Genomic DNA, 12,925 nt, shown 5'->3' on the forward strand with positions numbered 1-12,925 from the left:
GTCGGGTTCGACCTCGACATGACCCTGATCGACTCCCGGCCCGGCATCGCCGCCGCCTACCGGGCGCTCACCGAGTCCACGGGCGTGTACGTCGACGCCGACGCGGTGGTGTCCCGGCTCGGCCCGCCGCTGCGCGAGGAGATCCGGCGCTGGTTCCCGCCGGAGGAGGTGGAGACGGCGGTCCGCACCTACCGGGCGCTCTATCCGGAGTACGCGATCACGACCTCGTTGCCGCTGCCCGGCGCGCTGGCGGCGGTGGCCGAGGTCCGGGCTCAGGGCCTGCGGGTGGCGGTGGTCACCTCCAAGCTGGGCCGGCTGGCCCGGCTGCACCTGGAACACGTCGGGCTGGAGGTCGACGAGCTGGCCGGTGATCTCTTCGCGGCGGAGAAGGCGACCGCCCTGGTCGAGCACGGCGTCCGGCTCTACGTCGGTGACCACGTCGCCGACATGGTCGCGGCGCGCGCCGCCGGGGTGCCCGGGATCGGCGTGACCACCGGGCCGTGCGACGCCGACGAGCTGCGCTCCGCCGGGGCGGAGGTGGTGCTGCCGGACCTTACCGGATTCCCGCGGGCATTCCGGCGGTTGATGCGGCTAGCCTTGTGAGGACAGCAGTCTCAGGGGAGTCGAGGTCAACAAGTGCCGACGGGTCGAGTGAAGTGGTACGACGCGGCCAAGGGGTATGGGTTCGTCACCAGTGACGAGGGTGGCGACGTGTTCCTGCCGAAAGGCGCGCTGCCGGCTGGTGTCACCGACCTGAAGGGCGGCCAGCGGATCGAGTTCGGTGTGGTGGACAGCCGCCGTGGCGCGCAGGCGCTCGGCGTGAAGCTGCTCGACGCGCCACCGTCCATGGCGGAGCTTCGGCGGCGGCCGGCGGAGGAGCTGCACGGGCTCGTCGAGGACATGATCAAGGTGCTGGAGGCGAAGGTGCAGCCGGACCTGCGCCGGGGCCGGTTCCCCGACCGTAAGACCGCGCAGACGGTGGCTCAGCTGGTCCACGCGGTCGCCCGCGAGCTGGAGATCTGAGGGGTCAGTCCGGCGGCGGCGGCGCGGCCGAGCAACGCGTCGACCGCCGCCCGCCCCTCGTCGCCGAGTTCGGCGGTGAAGTCGTTGACGTAGAGCCCGATGTGCCGGTCGACCACGTCGGGCTCCATCTCCTGGGCGTGCGCGAGCACGTAGTCGCGGGTGCCGGCCGGGTCGGCCCAGGCGCGGCGTACCGAGGTGCGGATCCAGTCGGCCGCGGCGGCCGGGTCGACGGCGCCGCGCCGGGCCAGGATGGCGCCGAGCGGGATCGGTAGGCCGGTGTCGGCCTCCCACCATTCGCCGAGGTCGACCAGGGCGGTCAGGCCGTGCCGGGGGTACGTGAAGCGGGCCTCGTGGATCACCAGCCCGGCGTCGTACCGGCCGGCCGCCACGCCCGGCATGATCTCGTGGAACGGCACCACCTCGATCCGCGCCGGCGGCCGGTCCGCCGACCAGAGTCGGAACAGCAGGTACGCGGTGGTGCGGTCGCCGGGCACCGCCACGGTCGCCCCGGTCAGGTCGGCACCGCCCGGCCGGTCGCCCCGGGTCAGCACCAGCGGTCCGCAACCGCGCCCCAGCGCCCCGCCGCAGGGCAGCAGGTGGTAGTCGTCGAGCAGCCAGGGCAGCGCCGCGTAGCTCACCTTCACAAGGTCGTACCCCCCGCGTTCGGCGGCGGTGTTGGTGACGTCCACGTCGGCGTAGGTCACCTCGACGGGCGGGGCGCCGGGGACCAGCCCGTGCACCAGGGCGTGGAAGACGAAGGTGTCGTTGGGACAGGGCGAGATCGCCAGGGAGAGCGCCACGTCCCCACCGTAGCCACCGGGTCGGCCGTCGCCACCCGGCCGTCCGCCCCGGTCGCCCAGATCACGTCGGCGGCCTGTAGACCTGGGCGTACGGTCGGGGCATCAACCGGCGGCCGTTGCCCGGGGCTCGGTGGCCCCGCTCGGTCGGTGGGCGCGCAGGCGGGCGGCGACCGACGGTCGTGCCGGTGGTCGGCGGCCTGTAGACCTGGGCGCACAGGCGGGGCGGTAACCGGCGGCGGTTTGCCCCGGGGTCGGTGGCTCCGCTCCGTCGGTGGGCGCACCGGGCTCGGTGGCCTCGCTCCGGTGGGCGCACAGGCGGGGCAGCTCTACAGGCTGCGTGGGATCAGGTGGGGCCTCGGCCGCCGCTGTTGTCCACAGGGTTTTCCACAGCCGAGAGGGCGGGTCTTGAATCTCCGCTGACGCGGCGGAACCATCGATGTCCATGGTGCGCGAGATGGATCCGTCGAACCGGGAGCCGTTGGACCGGGAGCCGTTGGACCGGGAGCCGTTGGACCTGGGGCTGCTGCTCCGGGCGCTGCGCCGGCGGGCGGATCTCAGCCAGCGGCAACTCGCCGTCCGGGCGGGGGTGCCGAAGAGCACGGTCTCCCGGATCGAGGCGGGCGGGGCAGCGGATCCGAGGTTCCGGACCGTCGAGCGGCTGATCCTCGCCGCCGGAGGGACGTTCGACCTGGGCGGACTCCCCTCGGTTCCGCACGAGGAGTGCCGGGACGAGGGCGGCCGGCACTACCCGGCACATCTCGACGTGCGCGAGGTGCGTACGGCGAAGGACTGGTCGGGGGCGTGGTGGGCGCACTGGTACACGGTGCCGCCGGAGCGGTGGCCGGTCAGGGTGCCGGCCGAGACCTTCGACCTCTGCCGGGAGCGCCGTGACCGACGGCGGTGGCGGGCGGAGGTACGCGCCCGGGTGCGGCTGCGTGCCGTGACCGAGGCGGTGCCGGCCGGCGGCTGGCAATGGGTCGCCGAGCTGCCCGCCGGTGAGCTGGTGGGGGAGTTGCGGGCCCACCTGCGCGGGCCACACCCGACCGACATCGGTTATCCGGACGGGGGGTGGGACGACGACCCGCCGGAAGCCGATCCGGAGCCCGAGGTCGTGCTCGACGGCGTACTGGTCGCCGACGGGTGCCGAGGGCTGGGCATCGGGCGTCGGCTGCTGGCCGAACTGCTCGCCGAGATGGATCGGAACGGCGTGACCGTCGCCCGTGCCGTCACCGACTTCGACGGCGCCGGGTTCCTCCTGCGCTGCGGGTTCCAGCCCGAGGCGAGCCGGCCCCTCAAGCTCACCCTCCGCCGCGCCCGCTAGCCCGGCAGCTTCTCGCCCAGCACCGCGAACGCGGCGGTCAGGGCGGCGAACGCGTCACCGATCCGCCACGCCGAGCGGTCCCGTGGCCCGATCGGGTTGGAGATCGCCCGCAGCTCCGCGAAGGGCAGCCCGGCCTCGGCGGCGGCGACGGCCACCCCGTACCCCTCCATGGCCTCGGCCGCCGCGTCCGGGTGCCGGGCGTGCAGGGTCGCGGTGGTCGCGGCGGTCCCGGTCACCGTGCCGAGGGTGAGTACCGCGCCGACGACCGCCTGCGGCAGCGCGGCACGGAGCGCGTCCAGCAGGGCCGGGTCGGCGGGCAGCGTGGTGGAGCCGAAGCCCAGTTCGTCGAGGGGGAGGAAGCCGTCCGGCGACTCGGCCCCGAGGTCGGCGGCGACGCTGCGGGTGGCGAGGACCACCGAGCCGACCGGCGCCCGGCCGGGGAAACCGCCACCGATGCCGGCGCTGAGCACCGCCCGGTACGGCCGTCCGCCCGCCTCGGCCAGCGCGAGCAGCCGGGCGGTGCCGGCGGCGGCCGCCGCCGGGCCGACCCCGACCGGGGCGACCGTCACCGCGCCACCGTCGCCGTCGATGTCGCCGTCGCCGGGGGTGGCCAGACCGGCCCGTACGGCGTCGGCCTCGGCCGCGACGGCCGTGACCACGAGGAGAGCGTTGCGCACTACTGGCCCTGGGCTTCCCGCCGCGTTCCCTCGTCGCCCGGGCCGGAGCCCGGCACGGCGGAGGAGGGCCGGTAGATGTGGTAACCGGGCGGCGCCAGGGCCTCGTCGTCAGGGTCGGCCGGTGCGTCGGCCGGTATGTCGGTCGACCGCTCGACCCGTGGTTGCTCGACCCGTGGTTGCTCAACGGTCGGCTGCTCGCCGGTCGGGCCGGCGGCCGGCGGCGGCACCGTGGGCCGGCCCTCCCCGGCCGGCTCGGCGACCACCGGAATGTCCGGCTGGGTGTCGGCCATCGCCCGCCCGGAGAGCCGTTCGCCGCGCAGCCGACCCGTGGCGATCACCCCCCAGACGGTGGCCAGCGCGGCGACCCCGGTCAACGCGCCGATCCCGATCCGCCCGTCGACCGGCACCAGCCCCAGCCCGCCCCCGGCCACGAACGCGAGCATGAGCAGCGTCTCGGAGTGCGCGAACGCGGTGGCGCGCAGCCGCTCGCGGATCCGTTCCTGGATGGAGGCGTCGACGGCCAGCTTGGCGATACCGCTGATCACGGAGGTGACCAGGCAGAGCAGGGTGACGAACAGCAGCGAGAAGCGGATCGTGGCCAGCACCCCGACGCCGGTCACCACGATCAACCCGGTGGCCTGGAGTACCACCGGGTGCTGGATCCGCAGCCGGGTGCCGACGGCGGTGGCCAGGAACGACCCGACCGCGAGGGCGCCACCGACCACGCCGAGGGCGGCCCCGTGGCTGAGTCGCCAACCGAAGAGCCCGGTGTCCAGGTCGCCGGCCTTGATGGCGAAGGCGAGGAAGAGCAGCAGGAAGCCGTAGAGGCCGCGCAGCGTGGCGCTGCCGAGGAGGGTGGCCGAGACCAGGCGCCCGCCCGCACCGCCCCGGCCGAGCACCCGTTCGCCCCGGCGCCGCCCGAACCGGAACGCCTGGAACGGCCGGGGCACCGCCTCGGGCGGGTCGGAGTCGGCCCGGGGCGGCAGCCGCAGGGCGATCACCATGCCGACCAGGAAGATCACCGACGCGATCCGGAGCGGCCACTGTGGACCGAGCCAGAACGCCGCCAGCCCGATCGGCAGGACCAGGCCGCCGGCGAGTGAGCCGTAGACGCTGGCCCGGGCGCCCGCCTGGGACAGGCCGATCCCCAGGGGCAGCAGCCGGGGCACCGCCGCCGACCGGGCCACCCCGTACGCCCGGGAGAGCGCGAGCACGCCGAAGGCGGCGGGGTAGAGCCCGAAGCCGTGGATGTAGTCGGAGATGAGCCAGGCCAGGAACGCCCGGCCGAGCATGGTGATGGCCAGCGCGTACCGCCGGCCGTGCCGGAAGTGGTCGAGCAGTGGTCCGACCACGGGGGCCAGCAGCGCGAACGGCACCATGGTGATGAGCAGGTAGAGCGCGACCTTGCTGCGGGCCTCGCCCAGCGGGGCGTTGAAGAAGATCGTCCCGGCCAGGCCGATCGTGATCAACGTGTCGCCCGCGCACGAGACGGCGTGCAGGTCGAAGAGGCGGACCATGCCGGCCTCGCCGCCGGCGCCCTTCGCCCGGGCCGCCGCCACCCGGCGGGTGGTCCAGCGCGCGCTGCCCAGCGAACCGCGTACCAGCAGCCGGACGGTCCGGAACGCCGTACCGACGACGCGGCCCAGGCCGGAGCGCCCAGAGCGGGTGAACAGCGGCATGAGCACCATCCTCGCCCATCCGGTCGACGACCGTCGCATCTGTGCCGAGATATCTGCGCGGAGCGCCGGTGGGGAGTGCCGCCGAGCGGCCGACGGCGGATAGGCAAGAATAGGTGGGTGACCAGGACCACCGCCGCCCGAGCGGCCCGCCTCGATCAGGTCTGTGCCAGTGCCGTCGACGTCGCGTACGAGGGCATCACCGAGGTCGAGCCGTCGGACATCGGCGACCACCTGGGTGCCATCGCCGAGGGTGACCGGCTGGTGACCCATCTCTTCGAGTGCCAGCTGGCCGGCTACCGCGGCTGGCGGTGGGCCGTCACCGTCACCCGGGTGCCGCGCAGCCGGCAGGTCACGGTCTGCGAGACCTTCCTGCTGCCCGGCCCGGACGCGATGCTGGCGCCGAGCTGGTTGCCGTGGCAGGAGCGGCTCAAGCCCGGCGACCTCGGCGTCGGCGACCTGCTGCCCACCCAGCCGGACGATGACCGGTTGGCCCCCGGCTACCTGCTCTCCGACGACCCGGCGGTCGAGGAGACCGCCTGGGAGTTCGGCCTCGGCCGCGTCCGGGTGATGTCCCGGGAGGGGCGCATCGAGACCGCACAGCGGTGGTATGACGGCGACCACGGTCCGGAGGCGCCGATCTCGGTCGGCGCTCCCCGCAGCGCCCGCTGCGGGACCTGCGGTTTCTACCTGCCGCTGGCCGGTGCGCTGCGCCAGGCCTTCGGGGTATGCGGCAACTTCTACGCGCCGGACGACGGCCGGGCGGTCAGCGCCGACCACGGCTGCGGGGCACACTCCGAGACCATGCTGGAGGCCGCCGAGACGCCGGTCGAGGAACTGCCGACGATCTACGACGACAGCGAGGTGGAGGCGATCGCGGTGAGCCGGGCACTCGGCTCGGTCGAGACCGCGGAGCCGGCCGAGCCGTACGGGCACGGCTGAGCCACCGGTTAGGGCTGAGCCAGCGGTTGCGGCTGAGCCAGCGTTACGGCGAGGGCGGTACGGCCGTCAGTCCGGGGGCGGCAGGCCGGCGGCGCGGCGCCGGCGGCGGTTGGCGTCGTGCCGGAGCATCACGGCGAGCCCCGGGAAGCCGACCAGGAACCCGGCCAGGCAGGTCCAGAGCCACTGCTCCCGACCGTGCTGGGTGAGCCAGTCCCGGAAGAAGACCAGGAGCGCCAGTCCGAGGACCGCCCAGACCACGATGCCGGCCACGGCGAACGGGACCATCGGCGGGTCGAGCGGCTCGAGTTGCTGCTCCTGGGGCACCCGCCCAGGGTACGGCCGGGCGGAGCGGTGATGGTAACCGGGAAGGTCTTTGCCGGTAACCGGTGATCTGGGACGATGCGCGGATCCGTACGCGACCCCCTGCGAGGATCTGATGGACGACGCTCCGGCCGACCGGGCCACCCCGGCGGATCGGCCCGCCCCCCGCAACGCCTTCGACCGGTTCTTCGAGATCACCGCGCGCGGCTCCACCGTTGCCCGCGAGGTGCGGGGCGGTCTCGCCACCTTCTTCACGATGGCCTACATCGTGGTGCTGAACCCGTTGATCCTGGGCAACGCCGTGGACGGTGACGGGGCCCGACTGGCGATTCCGGCCCTCGCCGCCGCCACCGCCCTGGTCGCCGGGGTGATGACGATCCTGATGGGCGTGGTCGCCCGGTTCCCGCTGGCGCTGGCCGCCGGCCTCGGCGTCAACGCGCTGGTGGCGTACGAGATCGCGCCGCAGATGACCTGGGCCGACGCGATGGGCCTGGTGGTGATCGAGGGTGTGATCATCGCGGTGCTGGTGCTCACCGGGCTGCGTACCGCGGTGTTCCGCGCGGTGCCGACGCAGCTCAAGACGGCGATCGGGGTGGGCATCGGGCTCTTCCTGACGATCATCGGCCTGGTCGACGCCGGCTTCGTCCGGCGGGTGCCGGATGCCGCCAACACCACCGTGCCGGTCGGGTTGGGCATCGGGGGGAAGCTGGTCACCTGGCCCTCCCTGGTCTTCGTGCTGGGCCTGCTGGTGACCCTGGTGCTGGTGGTACGCCGGGTGCGCGGGGCGATCCTGCTCGGCATCCTCGCCTCGACCGTGCTGGCGATCGTGGTGGAGGCGATCGGCCGGGTCGGTCCGTCGGTGGTGGACGGGCGGCCGAACCCCGCCGGCTGGTCGCTGAACGTGCCCCGGTTGCCGGAGACCGTGGTGAGTGCCCCGGACCTCTCCCTGCTGGGTCACTTCGACGTGCTGGGCTCCTGGCAGCGGGCCGGCTGGCTGGTCGCGCTGATGTTCGTCTTCACGCTGTTGATCACGGACTTCTTCGACACCATGGGCACGATGGTGGCGATCGGGCAGGAGGCGGACCTGCTCGACGAGCGGCAGATGCCGCCGCGTACCCGGGAGATCCTGCTGGTGGACTCGGTGGCGGCGGCGGCCGGCGGTGCGGCGAGCACGTCGAGCAACACCTCGTACATCGAGAGTGCCGCCGGTGTCGCGGAGGGCGCCCGGACCGGTGCGGCCAACCTGGTCACCGGCGGGTTGTTCCTGCTGGCCATGTTCCTGGCCCCGCTGGTCCTGGTGGTGCCCTTCGAGGCCGCGTCGGTGGCGCTGGTGATCGTGGGTTTCCTGATGATGACGGCGGTGCGGACGATCGACTGGAACGACTACGAGATCGCGATTCCGGCGTTCCTGACCATCGTGCTGATGCCGTTCACCTATTCGATCTCCAACGGGATCGGCGCGGGCGTGATCACCTACGTGCTGCTCAAGGCCGTCCGGGGCAAGGCCCGGGAGGTCCACCCCCTGCTGTACGGGGTGGCGGTGCTCTTCGTGGTCTATTTCCTGCGCGGTCCGATCGAGGCCGTCCTGTTCTAGTTGTCCTTGCCGGCCTGTCCCTGCTGGCGGCGCCCACCCGGGGTGAACCTCCGGTGACGATGGTCATATCGGGTGGTCGTTAGCCAGGCTCATTAGTTAGGCTAACGATCGTGACGGAGTGGACGGTGATGGCAAAGCGCCTGCCGCCAACGCAGCTCGCCACACAGCTGCGGGACGCGATCACCCGACTCAACCGACGGGTACGGCAGACCCGCCCGGTCGGCGATCTCACGGCGACCCAGCTCTCCGCCCTGACCAGCCTGGAGCTGGCGGGCGCGCTGACCCCCCGGGAGCTGGCCGACACCGAACGGGTCCAACCGCCGACGATGACCAAGATCGTCGCGAAGCTGGAGGAGCGCGGCCTCGTGCAGCGCACCCCCCATCCGACCGACGGCCGCCAGGTCATCCTCGCGGCGACCGACGCCGGCCGCGCCGTGCTGGCCCAGTTCGAACGGGCCCGCAACGAGTGGCTGGCCGGCCGGCTCGCCGAGCTGACCCCGGAGGAACGCGACACGCTGCTGCGGGCCGCGGAGATCCTGCAGAAGGTGGCGCGCGACTGACCGCCGTTGCGATCGGGTCCGCTCCGTCCGTCAGGTAGCCCGGCACACGCCGGGTGCACGGATGACGCGTACGACCCGAGGAGGCGCACCCCGAGTGCGGGCAAGGCTGAACACCACTTTCCAATCCCTGTCGGTTCGCAACTACCGGCTCTTCGCCACCGGTCAACTGATCAAGTTGATCGGTGTGTGGATGATGTTCGTCGCCCAGGACTGGCTGGTCCTGAACCTGTCCGACGACTCCGCGACCGCGCTCGGTGTGGTCATCGCGTTGCAGTTCACCCCCGTACTCCTGCTCACCCTCCTCTCCGGCAGGTTGGCCGACCGGTACGACAAGCGGTTGCTGCTCTTCGTCGCCAACGCGGTCTGGAGCGTGCTCGCGCTCGGCATGAGCCTGCTGGTCATCACCGGCGTGGTGCAGCTCTGGCACGTCTTCGTCTTCGCCGCCCTGCTGGGCGTGGCCAACGCGGTCGAGACGCCGGTACGGCAGTCCTTCGTCTCCGAACTGGTCGGTACCCCGCTGCTGCCGAACGCGCTGGCGCTCTCCGCCGCGACGTTCAACTCCGCCCGGATCATCGGTCCGGCGGTGGCCGGGGTGGCGATCGCCATCTTCGACGTCGGGCCGGTCTTCCTGATCAGCGCGATCGCCTCGGTCGCCCCGCTGATCTTTGTGGTCCGGATGAGCACCGCCGAGCTGCACCGCGAGGATCTGCCACCGATCGGCGAGCGCGACTCGGCGCGGGTGATCGACGGGCTGCGGTACGTCGCCCGCCGCGCCGACCTGGTGCTGCCGATGGTGCTGATGTCGGTGATGGGGCTGACCCTGTTCAACTTCCAGCTCACCCTGGCCGCGCTGGCCAAGACGGTCTTCAACACCGGAGCGGCCTCGTTCGGCCTCTTCACCACCGCGCTCGCGGTGGGTGCCCTGGTCGGAGCGTTGTCCGGCAGTGCGCGGCGCAGCCGCCCGAGCGTCTGGGTGGTGCTCGGCGCCGCCGTGGGGATGGGGGTCTTCGGCACCCTGGTCGGGCTCGCGCCCTTCTACTGGCTGGTCGTGGTGCTGCTGATCCCGACCGGCTTCTTCATGGTCTTCTTCGCCCAGGCCGGTAACCAGCGGGTGCAGCTCGGCGTCGACGCCGCGTTCCGGGGCCGGGTGATGTCGCTGTGGGTGCTGGTCTTCCTCGGCACCAACCCGATCGGCGCACCGATCATCGGCTGGATCGCCGAGACCTTCGGTGCCGGGGCGAGCATCTGGATCGGCGGACTGATCTCGACCGCGACCGCCCTGGCCGCGCTGATCTGGCAGCTGCACCGCTCCGGCGCCCGACTGCGGCTGCGGATCCTGCCGCTGCCCCGGTTCTACGTGGTGCCCTCCGCCGACCTCTGACCGGGCGGCTGGTGCCGTTGGCCGACCCCTGACCGGGCCGGGCTCCAGCCGCCGGCGTGCGGTTCGCGGGGGACCGGGCCGTCGCCGACCGGCTCCGGGCGACGATCGCCCCGGCGACACAATGACGACCGTCATCGGGGCAACCGGCCACGACGATGACCGGCCTGAATATTCGATGATTGCAAAACCGGTGGCGGGCTCGCCGGTCGCCGCCTAGCGTCAGGGGATATGGCGGTCGTGCACGGACTCGTGCTGACGCTGGCACTCCTCGCCGTGGTGTGCCTGCCTGTCGTCGTGGCCGCGTTGATCCTGGCCGACGAGCTGGTCGACCACCTCGCCGACCGGGCCGCCGACCGCTGGCAGGCCCGCCAGCAGCGCCGTACGATCGACCGGCTGGACCGAGCCTTCGAGGTGGACTCACTGGTCCGCGAGGTCGACCTGACGGAGTTCGAACGGGTGCGGCAACCCGCGATCGAGCAGATCGCCGCCGACCTGCGCCGGCTCAGTGGGCAGCGGCTCGGCATCGGCAGCCGCTCGCCGGTGTGGCACAGCGCGGTCCTGGAGGCGTACGACGACCGGCTCCGGTTGGCCAGCCGCTGCCTGGGGGTGGCGGAGCACCTGAGCGACCTCGACGGGATCGACCTGGCGATCGAGCGGGTACGCGTGGAGGGGGAGTTGCAGGCCGCCGGGCTGGTCCTGCCCGCCCCCGACGTGAACCCCGGCCGACGGACCAGCTGAGCGATGGGGACCGTGATCGCATGCGGCTCTTCGTAGCCGTCTATCCGCCGCCCGAGGCGTTGGACGACATCGCCGCCCAGGCGCACCGGCTGCGCGTCGGCGAGGTCGCCGCCACCGGGGTCAACGTACGGCTGGCGCCCCGCTCCAGCCTGCACGTGACCGTGGTCTTCCTCGGCGAGGTCGACGACGACCGCCTCCCCACCGTGGAGGAGGCACTCGGCCGGGCCGTACGACGGTGGCACCCGGCGGCTGGCGCGGACCAGTCGGGGCCGCCGGCGGACGGGGGCGAAGAGGCCGGCCCGCCCCGGCTCCGGCTGGGCGGCGGCGGCCGGTTCGGGCGGGGACGGTTCACCCTGCTCTGGGTCGGACTGACCGGTGACACCGGGGCGCTGGACCGGCTGGCCGGGGCCACCCGCCAGGAGTTGCGCCGGTCCCGGATCCCGCACGACCGGCGGCCGTTCCGCCCGCACCTGACCCTGGCCCGGCCGGGCGACCGGGTGGACCGGGAGAGCGTCGAGGAGGACGTACGCACCCTCGACGGCTATCTCGGGCCGTCCTGGCCGGCGACCGAGATGGTGCTGGTCCGCAGCCACCTCGGTCCCCGACCGACCTACGACCGGCTGGCGGCCTGGCCACTGGGGCCGGGCGTCACCGGTTCCCGACCCGGCTGAGCGGGTCGGGGGCGGCAGACGAGCGGCCGGGCTACCAGGCCCAGGCCTCCGGGGCGGGACCGCCCTTGCCGATCGGCGGGAACAACTCGTCCAGCCGGGTCAGGGTCGCGTCGTCGAGTTCCACCGAGAGCGCGCCGAGGGTGGCGTCGAGCTGGGCCACCGTACGCGGGCCGATGATCGGGGCGGTCACCGCCGGACGGGTGAGCAGCCAGCCGAGCGCCACGTCCGCCGGGTCGTGGCCGAGGTCCGCACAGAGCTTCTCGTACGCCTCGACCGCCGGCCGGTTCTCGGCCAGCAACTTGGCGGCGTGCTCGCTGCGGCTCCGGGCCGCGCTGCCCTCGGCGAGCTTGCGGATGGCGCCGCCGAGCAGCCCGCCCTGCAACGGCGACCAGGGCACGATGCCCAGCCCGTAGCGCTGCGCGGCGGGCAGCACCTCCAGCTCGACGTGCCGGGTCATCAGGTTGTAGATGCACTGCTCGGAGACGAGGCCGAGGAAGTTGCGCCGGGCCGCCGACTCCTGCGCCTGGGCGAGGTGCCAACCGGCGAAGTTGGAGGACCCGACGTAGAGCACCTTGCCCTGGGCGACCAGCGTCTCCATCGCCTGCCAGATCTCCTCCCACGGGGTGGCGCGGGAGATGTGGTGCATCTGGTACAGGTCGATCCAGTCGGTACCCAGCCGCCGCAGCGACTCCTCGCAGGCCCGGACGATGTGCCGGGCGGAGAGGCCCTGCTCGTTCGGCCACTCGCCCATCCGGCCGTACACCTTGGTGGCGAGGACGACCTTCTCGCGCCGGCCGTCGCCCTGGGCGAACCACCGCCCGATGATGTTCTCGGTGACACCCTCGCCGAGCTTGCGCCCGTACACGTTGGCCGTGTCGAAGAAGTTGATCCCGTGTTCGAGGGCGCGGTCCATGATGGCGAAGCTGTCCGGCTCGCTGGTCTCCGGGCCGAAGTTCATCGTGCCGAGACAGAGCCGGCTCACCGAGAGGCCGGTCCGGCCCAGGTTGGTGTATTCCATGCGGCCAACCCTGCCACGCGGGCACGTCGGGTGCCGATCAGGCGGGCACGGGCGAGGGACGGGTGCGGGGCGCGGGGACCGGTCAGCGGGCGGTCCCGGCCAGCAGGACCGCCACGCCGTCGAGCATGCGGCGCAGGCCGAACTCGAAGCCGGGCCCTGTCTGCACCGGGGTTTTCACCCGCAGCCGGTGTTGCAGTTCGGCG

At 73.0% G+C, this 12,925-nt stretch carries 14 protein-coding genes; 9 read left to right on the forward strand and 5 right to left on the reverse strand.

The features are described 5' to 3' along the window. Positions 1-18 precede the first annotated feature (18 nt). Entirely contained in the window at positions 19-603 is a 585-nt protein-coding gene (locus ACQEUR_RS01385; RefSeq protein ID WP_433025856.1) for an HAD family hydrolase, read from the forward strand. Between the two features lie 33 nt (positions 604-636). After that, on the forward strand, positions 637-1,023 hold the full coding sequence (locus ACQEUR_RS01390; RefSeq protein ID WP_433024190.1) for a cold-shock protein: 387 nt from the start codon (positions 637-639) through the stop codon (positions 1,021-1,023). Here ACQEUR_RS01390 and ACQEUR_RS01395 read toward each other — a convergent pair. Continuing rightward, positions 984-1,823, reverse strand: coding sequence for a 1,4-dihydroxy-6-naphthoate synthase (locus ACQEUR_RS01395; RefSeq protein WP_433024192.1), 840 nt, complete (start codon positions 1,821-1,823; stop codon positions 984-986). The two genes, ACQEUR_RS01390 and ACQEUR_RS01395, sit on opposite strands and share 40 nt — an antisense overlap. Before the next feature lie 436 nt (positions 1,824-2,259). On the opposite strand from ACQEUR_RS01395, the gene ACQEUR_RS01400 reads away from it, so the two are divergent. Next, positions 2,260-3,144, forward strand: a complete 885-nt coding sequence (locus ACQEUR_RS01400) for a GNAT family N-acetyltransferase (RefSeq protein ID WP_433024193.1) — start codon at positions 2,260-2,262, stop codon at positions 3,142-3,144. Here the strand turns inward: ACQEUR_RS01400 and ACQEUR_RS01405 are convergent. After that, positions 3,141-3,821 (reverse strand): futalosine hydrolase, encoded by a 681-nt coding sequence (locus tag ACQEUR_RS01405; RefSeq protein ID WP_433024195.1) that lies wholly within the window; start codon positions 3,819-3,821, stop codon positions 3,141-3,143. The genes ACQEUR_RS01400 and ACQEUR_RS01405 overlap by 4 nt on opposite strands. Continuing rightward, positions 3,821-5,500 carry an MFS transporter gene (locus tag ACQEUR_RS01410; RefSeq protein ID WP_433024197.1) on the reverse strand — a complete coding sequence of 560 codons (1,680 nt, stop codon included), beginning with the start codon at positions 5,498-5,500 and terminating at the stop codon, positions 3,821-3,823. The genes ACQEUR_RS01405 and ACQEUR_RS01410 overlap by 1 nt, the downstream gene beginning before the upstream one ends. A gap of 117 nt (positions 5,501-5,617) precedes the next feature. Between ACQEUR_RS01410 and ACQEUR_RS01415 the strand changes: the two genes are divergently transcribed. Then, positions 5,618-6,439 (forward strand): DUF3027 domain-containing protein, encoded by an 822-nt coding sequence (locus tag ACQEUR_RS01415; RefSeq protein WP_433024199.1) that lies wholly within the window; start codon positions 5,618-5,620, stop codon positions 6,437-6,439. Between the two features lie 66 nt (positions 6,440-6,505). On the opposite strand, the gene ACQEUR_RS01420 is transcribed toward ACQEUR_RS01415, so the two are convergent. Then, positions 6,506-6,724 carry a DUF2530 domain-containing protein gene (locus ACQEUR_RS01420; protein ID WP_433025859.1) on the reverse strand — a complete coding sequence of 73 codons (219 nt, stop codon included), beginning with the start codon at positions 6,722-6,724 and terminating at the stop codon, positions 6,506-6,508. A 151-nt stretch (positions 6,725-6,875) separates the two neighbouring features. Here ACQEUR_RS01420 and ACQEUR_RS01425 point away from each other — a divergent pair, with 151 nt between their 5' ends. The 5 genes from ACQEUR_RS01425 (at position 6,876) to ACQEUR_RS01445 (ending at position 11,704) form a co-directional block, all read left to right on the forward strand. Next, positions 6,876-8,354 carry an NCS2 family permease gene (locus ACQEUR_RS01425; protein WP_433024201.1) on the forward strand — a complete coding sequence of 493 codons (1,479 nt, stop codon included), beginning with the start codon at positions 6,876-6,878 and terminating at the stop codon, positions 8,352-8,354. A gap of 110 nt (positions 8,355-8,464) precedes the next feature. Further along, positions 8,465-8,914, forward strand: a complete 450-nt coding sequence (locus ACQEUR_RS01430; protein WP_433024203.1) for a MarR family winged helix-turn-helix transcriptional regulator — start codon at positions 8,465-8,467, stop codon at positions 8,912-8,914. A 94-nt stretch (positions 8,915-9,008) separates the two neighbouring features. Next, entirely contained in the window at positions 9,009-10,295 is a 1,287-nt protein-coding gene (locus ACQEUR_RS01435; protein ID WP_433024205.1) for an MFS transporter, read from the forward strand. A gap of 228 nt (positions 10,296-10,523) precedes the next feature. Then, positions 10,524-11,033 carry a hypothetical protein gene (locus ACQEUR_RS01440; protein ID WP_433024207.1) on the forward strand — a complete coding sequence of 170 codons (510 nt, stop codon included), beginning with the start codon at positions 10,524-10,526 and terminating at the stop codon, positions 11,031-11,033. 20 nt (positions 11,034-11,053) lie between these two features. Next, complete coding sequence (locus ACQEUR_RS01445; protein WP_433024209.1) at positions 11,054-11,704, forward strand: 2'-5' RNA ligase family protein; 651 nt, start codon at positions 11,054-11,056, stop codon at positions 11,702-11,704. A 31-nt stretch (positions 11,705-11,735) separates the two neighbouring features. On the opposite strand, the gene ACQEUR_RS01450 is transcribed toward ACQEUR_RS01445, so the two are convergent. Then, the gene (locus ACQEUR_RS01450; RefSeq protein ID WP_433024211.1) at positions 11,736-12,722 is read right to left on the reverse strand and encodes an aldo/keto reductase; all 987 of its coding nucleotides are present in this window, start codon (positions 12,720-12,722) and stop codon (positions 11,736-11,738) included. Positions 12,723-12,925 lie beyond the last annotated feature (203 nt).

This window comes from Plantactinospora sp. CA-290183 (genome assembly GCF_050936375.1).
Lineage (GTDB): Bacteria > Actinomycetota > Actinomycetes > Mycobacteriales > Micromonosporaceae > Plantactinospora.